This is a genomic window from Klebsiella aerogenes (assembly GCA_029027985.1).
In the GTDB taxonomy this organism is placed as follows: domain Bacteria; phylum Pseudomonadota; class Gammaproteobacteria; order Enterobacterales; family Enterobacteriaceae; genus Klebsiella; species Klebsiella aerogenes_A.
In genome coordinates this window covers 2421887-2439889 of sequence record CP119076.1, presented here as the reverse complement: position 1 = coordinate 2439889, position 18003 = coordinate 2421887, and the positions used below count along the sequence as shown (strand labels likewise).

Annotated in this window: 14 protein-coding genes, 1 pseudogene and 2 riboswitches; of the genes and pseudogenes, 7 read left to right on the top strand and 8 right to left on the bottom strand. The window is 51.8% G+C overall.

The window, feature by feature from the left end; translation table 11 throughout:
• Positions 1-65: 65 nt before the first annotated feature.
• The gene (locus PYR66_11670) at positions 66-1553 is read right to left on the bottom strand and encodes a UbiD family decarboxylase (protein ID WEF30296.1); all 1488 of its coding nucleotides are present in this window, start codon (positions 1551-1553) and stop codon (positions 66-68) included.
• A 470-nt stretch (positions 1554-2023) separates the two neighbouring features.
• A riboswitch (Fluoride riboswitch) is annotated at positions 2024-2084 on the top strand.
• 124 nt (positions 2085-2208) lie between these two features.
• Here PYR66_11670 and PYR66_11665 point away from each other — a divergent pair.
• The 4 genes from PYR66_11665 (at position 2209) to PYR66_11650 (ending at position 7173) form a co-directional block, all read left to right on the top strand.
• On the top strand, positions 2209-3408 hold the full coding sequence (locus tag PYR66_11665) for a cation:proton antiporter (GenBank protein WEF30295.1): 1200 nt from the start codon (positions 2209-2211) through the stop codon (positions 3406-3408).
• Positions 3409-3459: 51 nt separating this feature from the next.
• Positions 3460-3879, top strand: a complete 420-nt coding sequence (locus PYR66_11660) for a universal stress protein (protein ID WEF30294.1) — start codon at positions 3460-3462, stop codon at positions 3877-3879.
• Positions 3880-4117: 238 nt separating this feature from the next.
• Complete coding sequence (locus tag PYR66_11655; GenBank protein ID WEF30293.1) at positions 4118-5656, top strand: DNA mismatch repair protein MutS; 1539 nt, start codon at positions 4118-4120, stop codon at positions 5654-5656.
• Positions 5653-7173, top strand: a complete 1521-nt coding sequence (locus PYR66_11650; protein WEF30292.1) for a DNA mismatch repair protein MutS — start codon at positions 5653-5655, stop codon at positions 7171-7173. Before PYR66_11655 ends, PYR66_11650 begins: the two co-directional genes overlap by 4 nt.
• A gap of 64 nt (positions 7174-7237) precedes the next feature.
• Here the strand turns inward: PYR66_11650 and PYR66_11645 are convergent, their stop codons facing one another.
• From PYR66_11645 to PYR66_11620, 6 genes are all read right to left on the bottom strand, one after another.
• Complete coding sequence (locus tag PYR66_11645; protein WEF30291.1) at positions 7238-9577, bottom strand: HAD-IC family P-type ATPase; 2340 nt, start codon at positions 9575-9577, stop codon at positions 7238-7240.
• A gap of 100 nt (positions 9578-9677) precedes the next feature.
• A complete protein-coding gene (crcB, locus tag PYR66_11640; GenBank protein WEF30290.1) occupies positions 9678-10052 on the bottom strand; it encodes a fluoride efflux transporter CrcB in 375 nt (124 codons plus the stop codon).
• A gap of 221 nt (positions 10053-10273) precedes the next feature.
• Complete coding sequence (eno, locus tag PYR66_11635) at positions 10274-11560, bottom strand: phosphopyruvate hydratase (protein WEF30289.1); 1287 nt, start codon at positions 11558-11560, stop codon at positions 10274-10276.
• Between the two features lie 15 nt (positions 11561-11575).
• Entirely contained in the window at positions 11576-12004 is a 429-nt protein-coding gene (locus PYR66_11630; protein WEF30288.1) for a universal stress protein, read from the bottom strand.
• A 3-nt stretch (positions 12005-12007) separates the two neighbouring features.
• Positions 12008-12970: a manganese-dependent inorganic pyrophosphatase gene (locus PYR66_11625; protein WEF30287.1), complete on the bottom strand. Its 963-nt coding sequence runs from the start codon at positions 12968-12970 to the stop codon at positions 12008-12010.
• A gap of 42 nt (positions 12971-13012) precedes the next feature.
• Positions 13013-13089, bottom strand: a riboswitch (Fluoride riboswitch).
• A gap of 49 nt (positions 13090-13138) precedes the next feature.
• Entirely contained in the window at positions 13139-13390 is a 252-nt protein-coding gene (locus tag PYR66_11620; protein WEF30286.1) for a UvrD-helicase domain-containing protein, read from the bottom strand.
• Between the two features lie 712 nt (positions 13391-14102).
• Here PYR66_11620 and PYR66_11615 point away from each other — a divergent pair.
• The 3 genes and pseudogenes from PYR66_11615 to PYR66_11605 all read left to right on the top strand — a co-directional run bounded on the left by PYR66_11615 (position 14103) and on the right by PYR66_11605 (position 17333).
• Positions 14103-14210, top strand: a pseudogene (locus PYR66_11615) (N-acetyltransferase).
• A 368-nt stretch (positions 14211-14578) separates the two neighbouring features.
• Complete coding sequence (locus tag PYR66_11610) at positions 14579-15796, top strand: FAD-dependent oxidoreductase (protein WEF30285.1); 1218 nt, start codon at positions 14579-14581, stop codon at positions 15794-15796.
• 133 nt (positions 15797-15929) lie between these two features.
• Positions 15930-17333 (top strand): MFS transporter, encoded by a 1404-nt coding sequence (locus PYR66_11605; protein WEF30284.1) that lies wholly within the window; start codon positions 15930-15932, stop codon positions 17331-17333.
• A 73-nt stretch (positions 17334-17406) separates the two neighbouring features.
• On the opposite strand, the gene PYR66_11600 is transcribed toward PYR66_11605, so the two are convergent.
• Positions 17407-17925: an Rrf2 family transcriptional regulator gene (locus PYR66_11600; GenBank protein WEF30283.1), complete on the bottom strand. Its 519-nt coding sequence runs from the start codon at positions 17923-17925 to the stop codon at positions 17407-17409.
• Between the last annotated feature and the right edge of the window lie 78 nt (positions 17926-18003).

Genomic DNA, 18003 nt, shown 5'->3' with positions numbered 1-18003 from the left:
TACGATCGCCGATTTTAAGGGCGCGGTGGAAAAAGGTCCATCACCGCGCGATACCTTTGTCGCTATCAATAGCCGTATTGCTGCCAGTTAGCCACGACCTTGTCCTTAATGGCTTGCGGATAAGAATGCGCAAAAGAGGCCGTCGTGGCGCGCATCTCTCCGTTAAATTGTTCCGGCAACAGGCAGTTAATCACCATATTGCCGCCAGCGCCTTTTGCCAGATCGTCCTTATTCAGGTAAGGCACCATCGGGAAGCCCGGGATATCCGGGTAGGCAATAAAATCGGTTTGCGGATGCGCTCTGGTCGCCAGTACCCATACCACTTCATCAATACGGGTGATATCAATATCGTTGCCGGTAATGATTAATTTTGGCACCAGGTATCCTGCATGGGTGCGGTAATAGACTTCGGCTACGCGGTCGGCAAACTCGCGAGCCGTGGTGTTGAGCGCCGCCAACCGCTGCGGATCAACAGAGATCACCGTCCAACAGGTTGCCGCTTCATAGGAACACCAGGCCATATCCACCGGCAGCCCGGCACGCTGTAAATCGCTCAGCACCTGCGCCGAAATCATGGTTCCCCAGATAGTATGGTTTTCTTCCGGCGGCAGACCAGCCACGCAGATCGGTAATATCGGCTGTTGACGGAAGGTTACCGCTTTAACGTGGAACAACGGCTGCACTTTACCTTTATTGTGTTGGTATCCGTGATATTCTCCCATCGGTCCTTCAGCGGCCGTCTCATCAATACTGATTTCCCCTTCGATAATAATCTCGGCGTTAGCCGGCACCCGCAAATGACTTAACTCCGACTTAACCACATCCACAGGTTTGCCCAGCAGCGCGCCGACATAGCCCGGTTCGCTGACGAATGCCGGCAGCGGCATCCCGGCGACGGCAACCGCCGCGGGCGGCCCACCGAGAACAAAAGCCCACGGCGTCGGCTTGCCGAGGGTTGTCCACATTTCGCGGATCATACCGATATGCTGGGTAGGAATGGTCGGTCCGGTCATCTTATTTTTATCAACCAGCATCATGCGGCCAATACTCCAGCTGTCCCAGCTACCGTCCGGAGACTGAACCACGTGGAAACCATAGGTGCCGATATAGCGACCACCATCTTTTTCATGCAGTAGCGGTACCGGCAGCCGAGTCAGGTCGATCTCATCACCCAGCCAGCGATTCTCTTTACAGGGGGCGGAATCGCATTCGCGCGGTGCAATGGGATCGCGCTGCATCGCATCCAGAATGGTTTTTATCAGCGCTTTAGGCCGGGTATCCTCAGGCAAGCCAAAGTGCAGCGCCAGCCGAGCATACTCTTTTTCTTTATCCGCCAGCATACCGGCTGGCGCGCCCAGAATACGCGATCCTGGTAAAGCCGATTTGATGTGGCTGAACAGCGGGGCGGCCAGACGTTTTTCATAGACGCGGCGAGTAATGGCTGCGACTTCGAGGTCGGCATCTACCGGCAGTGAAACGTCAACCAGGTCATTTCTCTGGCGCAACGTCTGCAAAAAAACACGTAAATCCAACGCACTATCAACAAGATTCATCTATCAGTTCCTTAGCGATAAAGGGCAGGATTGTCATCGGTGCTGGATGACGACACGGAGATGGGGTCAATCTGATAATAATATGCATGCGTGCGCATGCATATATATTTCTCGGTTTGCGTTGCTGACAAAGAATGTGGGTAGAGAACTCCAGGGATCGATAATCTGTAGAGGACGCTGGCTGTGGGCCATCACAACACTGGAACCAATCTGCCGCAATGATTATGGCGAGTCAGAAGAATCGGGTTCCGTAGATAAGGGTAAACGGTTAAATATGGTCGAGAGACGCAAATATACTTCATGAACTAGCACCAAATAGCTGCTTTTGAGGCTATTTTGATTTTTGTACCTGTTGCATTATCCCTTGGTAGGAGGTGAGGGTGTTTGTCACAGTCAGCAGAAGCATATCTGAAAAACATTATTCAAATCCTGTCTTCAACTGCTGGTAAACAGTAGTATTTCTTGCTAGGGTTTTTACAGGAGATGGCATTCTCCTCTAACCGCCTTCCGGCTGATGATGCCTACACATTCTGACTGTTCACCCCGTTGCGGGTGAGACGTTGCATTGTGTAGGAGCCAATATGCCGCTTACCTTTTCTGGCCCCTTTCATTGCCTGTCAGTTCTGCAAACCACCGGTTACCATCGGGAGTTTATATGACTGAAATCTGGTTCCAGGCTGCACTGTGGCTGGGTCTCGCATTAATCGCCACCATCCTGTCCATATACCTGCGTATCGCGACAGCGCTCTCCGAAATTGTAGTGGGGACAATTGCGCAGCTCATTATTGGTGCCTTGTTAGGTGCCAGCATACTGGCCGGAGATGCCAGCTGGGTGCAGTTTTTATCCGGTGCAGGCGCAATACTGCTGACTTTCCTTGCCGGAGCGGAACTCGACCCGGGCGTTTTCCGAAAACAGTGGAAACAGGCGCTGATTATTGGGCTGATCAGCTTTTTCCTGCCGTTTCTCCTCTGTGCTGCACTGGCCAGATGGTGTCTGGGATGGACGCCCGAAGCCAGCTGGCTGGCCGGGATCGCCATGTCCACGACATCGGTCGCGGTGGTGTATGCCGTGATGCTGGAGCTTGGGTTCAATACCTCCGGATACGGGAAAACGGTCCTTGCCGCCTGCTTTGTCACCGATCTGGCGACCGTTATTGCTCTGGGACTAATTTTCGCCCCCTTTACGTTCAGATCCGTCGCATTTACCGGCGCCATGGTGGTGGCGGCTTTTCTCCTTCCCTGGCTTACCCCCCGTTTCTTCAAGCGCTTTGGCGATCGGCCTTCCGAACTGGAAGCCAAGTTTTTAATGTTATGTCTGTTCGCCCTCGGTGGACTGGCCACCTGGGCTGACAGTGAGGCGGTACTGCCAGCGTATCTTATCGGGATGGTGCTGGCGGGAACCGTCGGTAAGGACCATGTGCTGATACGTCGTCTCAGGACGCTGACGTTCGGCCTGCTGACGCCGTTTTATTTTATCCGGGCGGGCTCGCTGGTTTCTCTTCCGGCACTGGCCGGCGCACCTGGTGCTTTTTTGATCCTGCTGTTGGTCAAAATGCTCACCAAGCTTGCCGGGGTCTATCCGGTGTGCCGCTGGTATGGATCTTCCCATCAGGAAAGTATGTACACCACATTGCTGATGTCCACCGGGCTGACCTTCGGCACGATTTCGGCACTGTTTGGCCTGTCGCATCACCTGATAAATGAGGCGCAGTACTCATCGCTGGTCGCTGCGGTGATCGGCAGCGCCGTGCTTCCGACGCTGATAGCAAATGCATTTTTCTTACCACGCCACTTACTGCCGGAAAACGACAACACCCGGCGTGTGACGGATGAAGGGGTGAATAAAGGAGAATAATGTTCGCAACTGTCGATGTTCAGTGTCCGTTACGTTGAAGAGGAAATAATCATGATGAACCGAATACTGGTTGCCTATGATGGCTCCGAACCCGCAAAAGAGGCGATGAGTTTTGCGTCTGAACTTGCCCGTCATTATAACAGTGAATTGTACGTTATTGCCGTATGCCAGCTGCCGGAGTTTGGTGGTGAGGTGGAGATGCAGGATTTTGTCAGCCGGACACAGTCCTACTTTAACCAGATGATGCGGAATCTGAAAAAACAGTACCCTGAGCTGAAAAAAGAGACCAAATTCCATGTGGCAATGGGCCATCCCGCCGAACAAATACTTCGTTATGCTGATACACACAGTATCGACCATATCGTGGTCGGGCACCGTGGCAAAACGTTGTTTTCTCGCTGGCTGCTGGGATCCGTTGCCCGCCAGGTCGTTGACCATGCCCTGTGTCCAGTCACGGTGGTCAGAAAATAACGTCCTGAAGAAATTAATTACTTTTTATGTTTTTTTCGCGCCACACGATGTTGTGACCATAATGCGAAAGCAAATACACATATAAGGGCCAGAATCATGAGAGCGAATACGATTAAGACATAATCCATGATGTTCTCCATTCATTGCATGGAGATGAGTATAGCAGGACGGCCCGGTGATATATACACGAGGATCCGTTATTAAACTAAATTCTCAGGAAAGTCATTCCGGAGGGATTATGAATTTTATCAGCATATTGTTCGCGACGCTTGATGAAAACAGAAAACATAAAATAAATACCCGGCAGCCTGAATGCTTTGTTGATTTGAATCTTGATAAAGTTGTGATGGCGATTGTCAAAGGTCGGGAGGAGTATGATATCTCTCCATTCTTTTATACTCCACTGGAATACCCTGACGATATTTACTACCGTCAGGGAGTTATTCAGGATGTGGCTAAAGACGACCTCTACAATGCCCTGGTGGAATATTCAACGACAATGCAGAAGATAAGGGAGATTGGTTCGCGAAAGGAGAACCGCTACTACCACTACCAGCAACGGCGATGGGAGCTGGAGTGTGTTTTGCTGTACTGCCGTGCTGTGATCGTATTGCATGAGCGGCTGGAAACCCTGTCATTTACGTCCTGCGGGATGACGAATTTCAGAAATTATCTGTCTGAATATATCAACAGTGATGGATTTACTGATTTATCTACCGTTGCTCAGACCATCAGAAGTCAGCTTGAAGATATCCGCTACAGTCTGAGGATCAAAGGCGACACCATCAGCGTGGAACATTATGCGGATGAGATAAATTACAGCCATGAAGTATTACGGGTCTTTTCCCGATTTAAACAGCATGATGTCCAGGTTGACGTCGATTTCAGGAGTCATGATGGCATCATGAATAATCTTGAGGCCAGAATTCTGGACTGTGTGGCGAAACTTTTCCCTGCTGTTTTCGCAGGGCTTGATGCCTTCATTGAAGCTCACTCTGATTATCAGGAACATACGCTGAAGGTCTTTGAGCGAGAGGTTCAGTTTTATCTTGCCAGTATCCATTATATCCGCCAGTTTCAGGTGGCAGGATTAACGTTTTGTATTCCTGAGATTAATCGCGAAAGAAAAAATATTACGGTCGCATCGGCTTTTGATCTGGCGCTTGCAGACAGTCTGCTTAATAAGCAGACACCGGTTATCTGTAATGATTTTTATCTCCACGGGAGAGAGCGTATTTTAGTGATTTCCGGGCCTAACCAGGGCGGGAAAACCACGTTTGCCAGAATGGTCGGACAGTTACACTATTTTGCCCTGCTGGGGTTATACGTTCCCGCGCAACAGGCAACGCTGTATCTGGTTGATAATATTTTTACCCACTTTGAAAAAAGTGAAAATATTCATAATTTACGTGGAAAACTGTATGACGATTTGGTGAGAATTAAAACCATACTGGATAAATCCACTGCCCGCAGCCTCATCATTATGAATGAGATATTCACTTCTACAACCTCACACGATGCGATTTATCTGGGTACGCGGGTCATTGAAAAGGTCATCGCGCTGGATGCCATTTGTATCTGCGTGACGTTTATAGATGAATTGACGGCACTGGATACGTCAGTCGTCAGCATGATGAGTACGGTGGAAGAGGATAATGAGGCCTCCCGGACCTATAAAGTTATCAGGAAACCTGCTGATGGCGTGGCATGGTCGGTCACCCTGGTGCAGAAATATGGACTGACCCACGAAAAAATAAAAGCGGGGTTAAACGGATGAAAGCATACCTGATGTATAAACATGATGATTTTATCGTGGATGAATCATTTCCTGCCCACTTTACCCTTCTGACTAAAGATCTGGAACTGGAGGTCCTTTTTCAGGCGCTTTCCGGCGGGGATGATTTTCTGTATTCGGTGGTAAGAAAAGCGTGTTCACAACCATTGACCGAGGTACAGGATATTGAATACCGGCAGGCTATCCTGCGCGATTGTCTCTACAATCCTGAAATTTTCAGGGAATTTTATAAAGTTGTGGTGGATTGCCTGTTAATGGAAAAGGAAAAACTCCATTACGGTGTTTTCGGGCGGTATCCTTCCGCCATTCTTCATCAGTCCATTTCGTTCACCCGTTTTCTGCTGGACAATTTACGTAAGGTCAGGGGGATTGCGGAAAAAAACCTTCTTCATGTCGCCTCACCAGGCATGGAACACCTGTTTGTCATGATTATGCAGGAGCTGAATGATGAATATCTTGAAGTGATCGAGGGACACCTCAGGCAGATGACATTTAAAAAAGGGGTCTTGCTGAGCGCCAGACTGGGGGCGGGAAACCGGGGGGAGGGCTATGTGCTTCGCCAGCCTGCCGCAGAGAACAGAAACTGGTTCCGGCGTCTGTTTTCCCGCAAACCGGAACATTATACGGTACAGATTGCTCCGCGGGATGAAAACGGGTTCCGGGCACTCAGCGACCTGCAGGATGAGGGACTGGTGCTGGTTGCCAGCGCAATGGCCCAGTCTACAGCACATCTGCTCAATTTCTTTCGCGCGCTGCGTGCTGAGCTGGGTTTCTATATCGCCTGCCTGAATCTTGCTGAGGTGCTGAATCACCGGAATATGCCACAGTGTTTTCCGGTTCCGATCTACAAAAGGGAGCGCTATCTGATCTTTGATGCATTATTTGATACCTGTCTGGCGCTGACTTCTCCGGATACCATCATCAGCAATACCCTGAAAGCGGATAATAAAAACACCTTTATTATTACCGGGGCTAACCAGGGAGGAAAATCGACGTTCTTACGCAGCATCGGTCTGGCCCAGATCATGATGCAGACGGGGATGTTTGTGTCTGCCGAATGTTTCAGTGCCGATATCTGCCGGCAGATTTTTACCCATTATAAATGTGAAGAAGACAGCCATATGGTCAGCGGAAAGCTTGATGAAGAGCTCAGGCGTATGCGGGATATCGTCAGCGAACTGAAGTCGGATGATCTGGTGCTGTTTAATGAATCGTTTTCCGCCACTAACAGCCGGGAAGGAGCAGGCATTATCAGGGGGATAGTGACCGCGCTGGCAGAACGTCATGTGAAGCTGTTTTTCGTCACACACACCTCGGAATTTGCCTGCGCATTTTATCAGGAGTATCACCAGGATACGGTTTATCTGTGCGCGGAAAGGCGTGAGGATGGCGAAAGAACGTTCCGTATTACGGAAGGGGCGCCACTGGATACCAGCTATGGTGAAGACCTCTATCGTGAGGTCTTCACGCCTCCGGCACAATCCGCCGAAAGCGGCTGAGCGCCCCGTCATAGTCCGATCGGTGATAACCGTTCTGGCTATGGTGAACGGATATAATCTGTGTTCAGCTTTTCGGTAAGTCCTCAACAGGTCTTTTGGCAAAGAGCCATATTTTGATCTGATCGAGCAGCAGGGCGGCCAGCAAAACCAGAGCAAACATGATGGCCAGCAGTGTCAGTGAGACCGGCGTCATAAGGAAACCACCGGCAGCCAGTACGGTGGCAATGATGATATTGCCCACCGTGGCCAACACAACAAACCGGTCCGGACGGAGTGACCAGCAGCGGCCCGGCGTTCGTGAAAGATAAATCGTCATCTGGGCCGTATACATCAGATAGGCGAACATCAGGGCCTGGATTTGCGGGACAGGAAGCTGCAACCGGGTAAGGACGAACCACAGGATCATGAATGCCAGAACCAGCCAGCCTGCGGCCAGGACACCTCCCAGCCGGGCAATGTCACCAACGTTCCATCTTTCCGGTGATGAAGAAACCCACGATCGGTCTGTCGCCAGCGTGATTGTCACCACATCATTGAGAACCACAATCACGGCAATCAGAACCAGTGGTGTGACGAAGAATCCTGTCGCGATATAGCCGATGGTCAGCAGAGCCGCCAGCTCAACGGTCCGGGCTATTTTTGTTATTGTCCAGGTCAGCATGCGGCGAAAAACGCGGCGGCCCCCCGATACGACGGCGGCAACACCGTCTAACCCGGGGTGGGTCAACACCACCTGAGCAGCCGCTTTTGCCACGTCAGACGCTGTCTGTACGGCAATACCCACTTCAGCTTGTTTCAGTGCCGGCGCATCATTCACACCGTCCCCCGTCATGCCGACTATACAGCCCGTCTGTTGCAGGGACCGCACCAGACGAAATTTTTCTTCCGGATAGAAGTTAGCAAAACCATCAAAGCGGAGAGGTGTCTGCAGATCCCTGACCGCATCGCCGAAGCGGTCACCGAGCCCTGCCTGGCGGCTGATAACTCTGGCGGTATCAACCGTATCACCGGTGACCATGATTATCCTGATACCCAGTGCCCGAATATCCCTGACGAGGGCTGCGGCATCATCGCGTAGTGCATCGGCTAGTGCCAGCAACCCGCGAATACGGAGATGGCCGTCGGTGCCGGTTGCGACTGCCAGGATCCTGGCGCCGGACGCCACCATGGCCTGCTGGATCGTGGTGAACTCAGAAGGAGATTCGGCGAGTGAGGCAACGACCACTGGTGACCCCAGAATGATGTGAACGGATGATCCGTCATTGTCTGAACGCACACGGGCTTCGGAAAGTTTCGTGGCAGGATCGAACGGGATGAATTGCTCTCGGATATGCGGCGGCATTCCCCCCCGGCATCGTAGCGCATCCAGAATCGCCATCTCAAGTTGCCCCTGTGTCGTTTCGTCACAGGCCGCGGCAGCCCAGGCCAGAACCTCGTCCTCATTCTCTCCCGGAAGCGCCGCTATGCCGGCAACTGACTGCTGGTTTCTGGTCAGTGCACCGGTCTTGTCGATACACAGCACATCCATGGTTGCCGCTTCCTGTACCGCCGACAGACCGGTGACAAGTACCCCCTGATTCGCCAGCCTCCGGGCTTCCACTGCATTGGCGACCGTAAAGGCTGCCGGCATTGTCACCGGGACGGTCGCAATAATGAGAACAAGGAAGAAGGGGACAAGGGGCAACAAATCTTCACCGCGCCAGAGTGCAACAACGGCCAGAATGACCGCAAGCATGGCATCAATGGTCACAAGATAGCGCACAACAGCGAACAGAAGCTGTTCAAGATGGCTGGCAGAGCTGGCCGTTCGTACCAACTCTGCCGTACGCCCAAAGTAGCTTCGGGTACCGGTGGCGGTGACGGTTCCTGTCGCCTTTCCGCGCGTAATCGTCGATCCTGAATAGAGAGTATCCCCCTCGTTGTGTGACTCCGGGGTTGACTCCCCGGTCAGGGCCGCCTGGTCAACATCCACAGTTCCCTCATCAATCATACAATCGGCAGGGACCAGGTCCCCCGCTGTTAAGGCGATACCATCACCGGGGACAAGCTCTCGGGCCGGTATCAGTCGCCAGGTGCCATCACGACATACACTGGCATTAACTTTCAGCCGGGTGCGCAGCAGGTCAAGTGCTGACTGTGCCCGCCGTTCCTGAATGCCGCCAAGGATCGCACTGAAAGCGAGCCACCCTGCAATGATGGCGGGTTCGATCGTCTTCCCCAGAGCCACTTCGAGTACCAGCGCAATTTCGAGCATCCAGGGTATGGGGCCCCACAGACGTTTGAGGATCGCACGCAACTGGCCCGGAGGCTGTTCACGCACTTCGTTGTAGCCATATTGCGCCAGCCTGGCCCGCACCTCGGCTTCGGAAAGTCCCTTCACGTTATTCTCAGGGGGCATCTCCATACATCCTTCTCCGGAAAAACCTGACCCGACGGGTCAGGCGTGTTGTTATGCCGATAAAATGAAAGTCTGACGGAGACATAGCGCCGGTTAAGCGTATGGCTTACAACAGTGTCATCACAAAAAAACCGGCGGCAGTCATCAGAAGCGAGCCAGTAACGTGCGTTAGTACGGAAATGACAGCCCATGCATAATTGCCATTCTGCAGTAACACCACTACCTCAGCAGAAAAGGTGGAAAAGGTGGTCATTCCGCCACATAAGCCGGTGGTAATAAAAAACTTCCAGGCGGGATCGAGGTGAGGCTGCCGGACAAAGAAGGCCAGTGCCATACCGATGATAAATCCGCCAACCAGATTAACCACCAGGGTGCCAGGAGGAAGATTGGGGAAAAGCGCATTGAGCCGCATGGACAGTATCCAGCGGATCACACAGCCGATCGATCCGCCTATCACCACCGCGAATAATGATTTGTACATACCACCTCGCTGAAATCAGAGCACCATCAGACCGTCATTCAAGGGAACAACGTGCGGTGATGGCCCGTTTTTCATTCATTTCATACAGTACGGGGATTCCCGTCAGGACATGCAGATCGGGTTGCCAGGATGCCCGATGCTGTTGACAGTATGAGTATTTTTCCGTTCACAGGATCACCTTACCCCTTCCCGTATCTGAGCATACGGGAAGGGTGACGGAATCAGCGTTTTTTGAAAGCGGCTTTACCGGCAAAGATGGCGGCATCACCTAATTCATCTTCAATACGCATCAGTTGATTGTATTTCTCAATGCGCTCCCCACGGCTGGGTGCACCGGTTTTCAGGTGACCTGCCCGCAGGCCGACGGTCATATCTGCAATGAAGCTGTCCACGGTTTCCCCGCTCCGGTGCGAAATAAAGGTTCCCCAGTTGTTATCCTGACACAACTGGACGGCTTCGATAGTTTCACTCAGGGTGCCTATCTGGTTCAGCTTGATCAATGCGGCGTTGGCCAGATTCTCATCGATACCCCTCTGGATATATTTCACGTTGGTCACAAAGATATCATCACCAACCAGCTCAACTTTACCGCCCAGGGCAGCATGCAGAATTTGCCAGCCAGCCCAGTCATCTTCCGCCAGGCCATCTTCAATCAGCACAATCGGGAAGTCATTCACCAGTTGTTCATAGTAACGGGTCATCTCTTCAGCACTGAGCTGGGTATTTTCGGTACGAAGGGTATATTTGCCATCTGCATAAAACTCACTGGAGGCCGGATCCATACAAATAACGATATCCTCACCCGGGCGGTATCCCGCCTTGTTGATGGCCTCCACGATCAGCTCCAGCGGCTGGCGGTTTGAGGAAACGGCCGGCGCAAAACCACCTTCATCGCCCACGCCGGTGGATAAACCTTTTTCCAACAGGACCTGACGCAGGGTTTGGTAGACCTCGCTACCCCAGCGAATAGCTTCGCGCACGGAAGAGGCCCCCCATGGTGCAATCATAAACTCCTGAAAATCAGCGCCTTGCCAGCGGGCATGAACCCCGCCGTTAATGATATTCATACAGGGAACCGGCAGCAGATTCGCGCCGACGCCACCCAGATAGCGGTAGAGCGGGGTAGAGGAGAGTTGTGCTGCCAGGCGGGATACTGCCAGCGACACGCCAAGGATCGCATTAGCACCCAGGCGGCCTTTGTTTTCTGTGCCATCAAGGGTAATCAGGCAGTTGTCGATTTCTTTCTGGCGGCGTACATCGTAACCCTGCAGGGCATCGTTAATTTCGGTATTGACGTAGCGGACCGCATCCTGTACGCCTTTACCGCCAAAACGGGTCTTGTCACCATCGCGATGCTCGATGGCTTCACGGGACCCGGTGCTGGCACCGGAAGGAACGGAGGCTCGCGCCACACTGCCCCCCACAGAAGTCACTTCAACCTCTACGGTCGGGTTACCGCGGGAATCCAGAATTTCTCTTGCGACGATACGTTCAATTTCAAAGCTCATAAGTTTGACCTTCTTTTAAGGGGCTGGAATATGTTTAATCAGAACATCAACAGAAAGGTGATTGATGAATTCGAAAGAAAAGGAGGAAAAAACCCCGAACAGGCGGTTTTTATGTCCCAGCATGACCAGATCGATATCTTCATGCTGAACAACGGCCTCAACGTCCCGGAAACGATGGATGCTGACGATGGACCTAACGCTGATATCAATACTGCTGGACTCAACCAGGCGGCTCAGCATAGCCTTTGCATCAATAACTTCACGGGACTGACGGTCTTTGGTTAATGAATCACTGGTATAATCCAGTTCCCGATAGTCAGCGCTGAGATGCCCGACAGTAATACGGGTCCCCATCTCTTTTGCCAGACGTTCTGCCTGCTCAAGCAACAGCAAACCATCGGTTTCATTCTGTACAAGTAACAAGGCATGCCGGTAAATTTGCATAAATCACCTCTTATAAGAAGCGAAGCGGTCTGTCAGCCAGGGAAGGATTTCTTTCTTCCGGCTTGTCATGCCGGGCAGCGACACCTGGCGGGAGCCTGTCAGGCTGCGGTCAGAAAAAAGCAAAACGGAGTTCCGACTGGTAATGTCTGTCACCATCAGGATCACCATGTCCAGCGCACTGTCCTTGCAGGTTTTATCCATTTCCTGCAATAGCTCAGGCAACAGGGGAGTAATATCAGCCATGTCGCGTACCTCAATTTGTGACAACAACAGCGGCACATCATGGATCCGGTAATTTTTGGCGTCACGATTGAGTAAAACCGACGCGGATTGCCCGGTTATATCTGTTTTGGCTCGGAGCAGTCCGGCCACAAACTGGTCATAATCGATGCCGGCGATTTCCCGCAAAACAGCTACGGCTTCCTGATCCTGAGTGGTGGTGGTGGGGCCGGTCAGCGCAACGGTATCACTGAGGATCGCCCCCATCAGCAACACAGCCTGAGCGGCAGTCAGCGGCATAGGAATGTCATGCATCAGAATTGAGAGAATTACGGTTCCGCAGCATCCTACCGCCCGCACCCAGACATCCGGTGGGTTGCGGGTAATTAGGGTGCCAATACGATGATGATCAATGATGCCGATGACGTTGCTGTCCATCAGCGAAGACGGTCCTTGCTCCGCATCCGTAAAATCAACCAGCCATACGGTTTTATCGGTCAGGTCAGCGGTGAGTAAATCAGGTTGTGAAACACCCGCGACGTTGAGGATGTAACGGGTTTCCGGGGTGATATCCCCCAGGCGCCAGGGCGTTGCGGGACGACCGGTGTAATTAAGCCAGTCAGCCACAACCAGCGCGCTGCAGATAGCATCGCTGTCAGGGTTTCGATGGCCGAAGACATAAATCGGATTATCTCTTTGAAAAGAGAGAGATTCTGAGGTAAGCGGTAATGTGGTTTGATTTTTCATAGCGATACCTGACATACATGCCTATAAAAGGACTAATTCAACTGTATATCAGGCGTCATCATCCGGTTTTGAAAGAAACCGGCGGTTGGGAAAGGTGGAGCACCATCACCTTGTAGATAAATCTTATATGGACCGTTGCATTAAATCAATACGTTGTTCTCGATATGTTCACCAGGAGACCGATAGGCTGGGAAATGTCATACTCACCGGACAGCAAGCTAGCCCAGCAGGAGTGATAGTACGGTTCCAGTCTGGCATAGGGCCGCTGAAGCTGAAGATACACTGCATCGGGTCACCAAAGACGACCGTTGGTAGCAAACGTGAAAGCGCACAAGCCAGTTCATGCTGCTCACTATTGCAGTCCTTGTATTCATCGACCAGCAAATGCGAATAAGTAGCTGTGGTGATTTCGCTAATCATAAAAAAACTTAAGAGCCTGTAGCGAAGCAGGCTGCGTAGACAGTGAACGAGTTGACAAATTATCTATGTGATAGTGGAGTGGGATCAACAATGGCAGACAGGTGACCATGTCCATCAAAATCCACTGACGTTCGTGAGCAACACGAAACTGCATGAGTGAGATGAAGTTATTGGTGCTGCATATCATTTAACATAATATACATTATGCGCACTAACATTGAAGTAGCTAAATTGAGATGTCCGTCTCTGACCAACTTACAGTCTCACCACAGCGATCACTGCTTTCAAAGGATGAGACTCATGGCGGCATACGGAACGGAGTTTTTCTCAATGAACGATGTGAACCGACTCAGGATCCTTCAGGATGTTATCGACCGGCATCTTACCCACGTGCGGACATCTTAATTTAGTCACAAAGCGGACTTCTAAAAACGGCCCAGACAAGGCTCAATGATAATGTCTATTTGTGGGCTGCGCGGATGTTTTTCTGGACTGTTATGTTGTGATCCCAAGATGCTGCCGGTACTTCACCGGACTCATTGCACCTAATGTTCGACGGCCCGGATCCGGTCCTCGTATGAATGCATAAATTAACTCCTGAAGGTCCAGGAATTCGTCTGCACCCCATTGTGGCTCATTAGGAATGTCCAGGCTATATTTTAGACCTGCGTTCCTGAACACCTTAACGCATCCTGTAGATAGTCCACTGTATACAGAATCATGGGGAAAAGGTCTGGCGACAGAGTTTGCTAAGTATGCAGTCAGCTATGGGTTTGGTATTTTAAATCTGGTAGAAATATCTGCTGTAGTGAGACCAAACTCACCCATAAGCCATTAGAGTCCCGGCATAACGCTCTGTCCGAGATCCTTTAGACGGCCCATTATCACCCCACCCTGCCTCGTATGTTACTGCCGATGGAATGGCTGATCAGGCAACAATCACCACTAATTATGTGAGTTCACGTCGCAGCCATTCGAGCCAGTCATTTGCAAAGCAGATAGCCCAGCGATGCTGTGCTTCATTCCCATGTATCTTCATCCGGCCCGATTCATTCATCAGCAGAAAATATTTGCGCCCGATAACTACGATCTATATAGTCGTAGTTATCGACGCGGCATTCAGAACAACCCTCTCGGGTTGCTGCAGTAGCGATAAAACTAACTACGTATTGAGAACAAGGAAAAATTATGACGACACGTATTCTCGTGATTGGTGCCGGTTTTGCCGGTATGTGGAGTGCTTTGGGCGCGGTTCGTCTGCTGGAACAAGAAGGACGTGATGATGTTGAAGTTGCCCTGGTGGCACCAGAAGCGTCTTTGCATGTTCGCCCACGGTTGTATGAAGAATTTCCAGAAGGCCTGAAAGCCCCGCTGCAGGACCTTTTTAACACGACGGGCGTACGTTTTATTCCCGGCCTGGTGGAAAATATTGATGTTGAGAATAATGTGGTAACAATCAAGCCGGTAGGCGATGCCGGTGATATCTATCCACTGCAGTATGACCGCCTGGTGCTTGCCGCAGGTAGCCGCCTGTTCTGCCCACCTATCCCGGGCCTGCAAGAGCACGCGTTCAATATCGACCAGATTACCGCGGCATCCCATCTGGAGTCTCATCTCAAGTCGCTGGCGGCCAAACCCGCCAGCGACTCACGAAATACCGTCGTGGTAGCCGGAGCCGGCTTTACTGGTCTGGAAATTGCCGCAGAACTCCCGTCACGTTTGCGTGAAATCCTCGGACAGAACACGGATGCCCGGGTCATTCTTGTTGATCGCAACAGTGAAGTCGGTGCGGGTCTGGGGGAAGGTCCACGTCCGGTGATTATTGAAGCGCTGACAGAACTGGGTGTCAGCTGGAAGATGGGGGCGGGTGTGGCTGAGGTCAGTGAACAGGGTGTCAGACTGGAAAATGGCGAATTTATCAGCACCGACACCGTTATCTGGACTGCCGGTGCCCGCGCCAGCCAGTTGACCGCGCAGGTACCGGCAGAGCGCGATAATTTCGGGCGTCTCCATGTTGACCGTAACCTGAAGGTGAAAGGCCTGAACACCATTTTCGCCACCGGTGACTGCGCGCTGGCCGCCACCGATGATGAAGGAAACTATGCGATGATGTCCTGTCAGCACGCTAACTTCCTTGGTCGTTCTGCTGGCCATAATGTGGCGGCCGATTTGCTCGGTGTGAAACCTATCCCTTATTCACAACCGAAGTATGTCACCTGCCTCGCTCTGGGGCCATGGGGTGCTGTATACAGCGAAGGCTGGGAACGAGAAGTTAAACTGACCGGTGCGGTGGCTGGAGATCTGAAAAAACAAATCAACACCGTATGGATTTATCCGCCAAAAGGGAGTCGCGACGAGATCCTGGCGGCAGCGGATCCTGAGCAACAAATCCCGGATGTCGTGTAACTTTTGTACCACTGAACTTAACAGGCACCCGACAGGTGCCTGTTTTTCGTTTCTGCAGAAATATTCTCCCCGGAATAAAGAGAAGAAACACCCTGCATGTCACTCTTCATCTGCTGTAAAAAGGGATCCATACATGCCTAATCGTTTTCAGATACCGACGCCCCTCTTTCTGTTTATTGTGCTGATCGGCGCTTTTCTCGGACAATTCGATCTGTTTGTTGTTAATGTTGCTGCCCCCTCTATTCAGCATTCTCTTGATATCTCCGATGCCAGTCTGGAGCTGGTTGTGGCTGGCTACGCTTTTACATTCGCGGCTTCCCTGATAACCGGGGGGCGGTTGGGTGATCTTTATGGATACCGACGTATTTATGTTCTGGGGATGCTGGCTTTTTCTCTGACCACTCTGCTGTGCGCCCTGTCCGCGAACGGATTAATTCTGATTACCGCCCGGTTATTACAGGGAGGTGCCGCAGGTCTGATGATCCCCCAGGTTCTTGCTTTACTCACTACCAGTCTGCCGGCAGATGAACGCCTTCCGGCAATGGGGTGGTACGGCGCTGCGACAGGCCTGGGGTCTGTGCTGGGCCAGTTTGCCGGTGGTGCGCTGGTGACCTGGAATGCCTTTGAACTGGGCTGGCGCTGGATCTTCCTGGTCACGGTTCCGCTTGGGTTGCTGGTTGCCTGCATAGCCTGGCGTCTCCTGCCATCAGGATCAGGACATCGTTCACGAAAATTCGATATTCCGGGAACCCTGGGACTGGCGGGCGCATTCGGGCTGATTATTGGAGCTTTTCTGATTTACGGTCATCGTCGCGAATGGGTAGTGCCTGCTTTGCTGGCCAGTTCGGGACTGATACTGCTTGCCATCACCCTTTCACATGAATGGCGCCTGCTGCGTCAAAGTGGAGACCCGGTTATCGATATCCGTCTTTTCCGGATCCCTTCACTCTGGCGTGGCCTGCTCGCCATTTGTATCTTTATGCTCTACTTCTCCAGCTTTATTTTTCTGTTAACCAATGTACTGCAGAGGGGGCTGACATTGTCCCCGTTCCTGGCCGGGCTGGTATTTGTTCCCTCCGGAGTGGCATTTATTATGTCTTCTCTTCTGTTTCGCCGGTGGGCTGCCGGGCATCAGTCGCTGGCTATTTTTATCGGCTGTTGTGTCACCGCTGCGGGGCTCGGCATGGCTGCCTGGGGGACGTTATTTACCGTATCCCCGGTCTGGTTCCTGCTTGCGGCAGTGATCACGACAGGTTGTGGAAATGGACTGATTTTACCGGTGTTGATGGGTTTTTCCCTGAGGCAAGTTCCTGTCATACACGCGGGAATGGGCAGCGCATTACTCAGTACGGCCCAGCAGTTTTCTTCAGCTCTGGGGATCAGTATTTTTGGTACGCTGTTTTATGTGATGTCAACATCACTGGGCCTGGTACAGGCAATGGGCTGGTGTGTCCTGCTCCAGATAGTGTGTCTGGTTGTTGTTGTGCTCATGACCAGAACAGGCCGGAAACGGATTCACCGTTCTGCTCTACAGTAATAATAAGCTAAGCAAAGAGCGGGTTCGCACCAGTGCGTACCCGCTGTGTCCAAACGATGCTAAAGGTGCCGTTTTATTTCGCCCGGCGATTTTCAGAGCGATCGGATAACCACTGAATAATCTGTTCACCGTAAATCGCGGGGGTCTTCTCTGACACACGCTGAGCCAGATCAGCCAGGGTATGACGCATAAGCTCCTGGCGCATTGCCTTTTCAGCGGCAAGCATCACAGCATGTACAGAACAGGTTCCCTGGGTCGCCCAGGCGGGAATATCAGAAGAGAATAAAGCGCAGCGGCTACGTATTTCCCGACAACTGAACAACGGTTTCTCACCGTCAATGGCGATGACCACATCATGAACGGTGATTTGCTCTGCAGGACGAGCCAGCCTGAATCCCCCCTTAATTCCTTCGGTGGCGATGACCAGCTTAGCCCTTGATAGTTTTGTAAACAGTTTGGCAAGATATTCGCCTGGAACTCCCTGAAGTTCAGCCAGATCGCGAACGCTGGCCTCACCGGTCATGCCGTCCGACCTGATAAGGTAAAGCAGACAGTGCACGCCATACTCCACTCCGGCACTCATATAAGACATTAACAAACTCCGATATGTATACTCGCTGTTTTTATCTTAGCATTCTTCGGCTGTGATGCGCTATGTTTCCTGTCGGGA

What these genes read in the sequence shown, in the direction of transcription:
- PYR66_11670 (WEF30296.1), bottom strand. Translation starts at nt 1,553, where the DNA reads ATGAATCTTGTTGATAGTGCGTTGGATTTACGTGTTTTTTTGCAGACG.
- PYR66_11665 (WEF30295.1), top strand. Translation starts at nt 2,209, where the DNA reads ATGACTGAAATCTGGTTCCAGGCTGCACTGTGGCTGGGTCTCGCATTA.
- PYR66_11660 (WEF30294.1), top strand. Translation starts at nt 3,460, where the DNA reads ATGATGAACCGAATACTGGTTGCCTATGATGGCTCCGAACCCGCAAAA.
- PYR66_11655 (WEF30293.1), top strand. Translation starts at nt 4,118, where the DNA reads ATGAATTTTATCAGCATATTGTTCGCGACGCTTGATGAAAACAGAAAA.
- PYR66_11650 (WEF30292.1), top strand. Translation starts at nt 5,653, where the DNA reads ATGAAAGCATACCTGATGTATAAACATGATGATTTTATCGTGGATGAA.
- PYR66_11645 (WEF30291.1), bottom strand. Translation starts at nt 9,577, where the DNA reads ATGGAGATGCCCCCTGAGAATAACGTGAAGGGACTTTCCGAAGCCGAG.
- crcB (WEF30290.1), bottom strand. Translation starts at nt 10,052, where the DNA reads ATGTACAAATCATTATTCGCGGTGGTGATAGGCGGATCGATCGGCTGT.
- eno (WEF30289.1), bottom strand. Translation starts at nt 11,560, where the DNA reads ATGAGCTTTGAAATTGAACGTATCGTCGCAAGAGAAATTCTGGATTCC.
- PYR66_11630 (WEF30288.1), bottom strand. Translation starts at nt 12,004, where the DNA reads ATGCAAATTTACCGGCATGCCTTGTTACTTGTACAGAATGAAACCGAT.
- PYR66_11625 (WEF30287.1), bottom strand. Translation starts at nt 12,970, where the DNA reads ATGAAAAATCAAACCACATTACCGCTTACCTCAGAATCTCTCTCTTTT.
- PYR66_11620 (WEF30286.1), bottom strand. Translation starts at nt 13,390, where the DNA reads ATGATTAGCGAAATCACCACAGCTACTTATTCGCATTTGCTGGTCGAT.
- PYR66_11610 (WEF30285.1), top strand. Translation starts at nt 14,579, where the DNA reads ATGACGACACGTATTCTCGTGATTGGTGCCGGTTTTGCCGGTATGTGG.
- PYR66_11605 (WEF30284.1), top strand. Translation starts at nt 15,930, where the DNA reads ATGCCTAATCGTTTTCAGATACCGACGCCCCTCTTTCTGTTTATTGTG.
- PYR66_11600 (WEF30283.1), bottom strand. Translation starts at nt 17,925, where the DNA reads ATGTCTTATATGAGTGCCGGAGTGGAGTATGGCGTGCACTGTCTGCTT.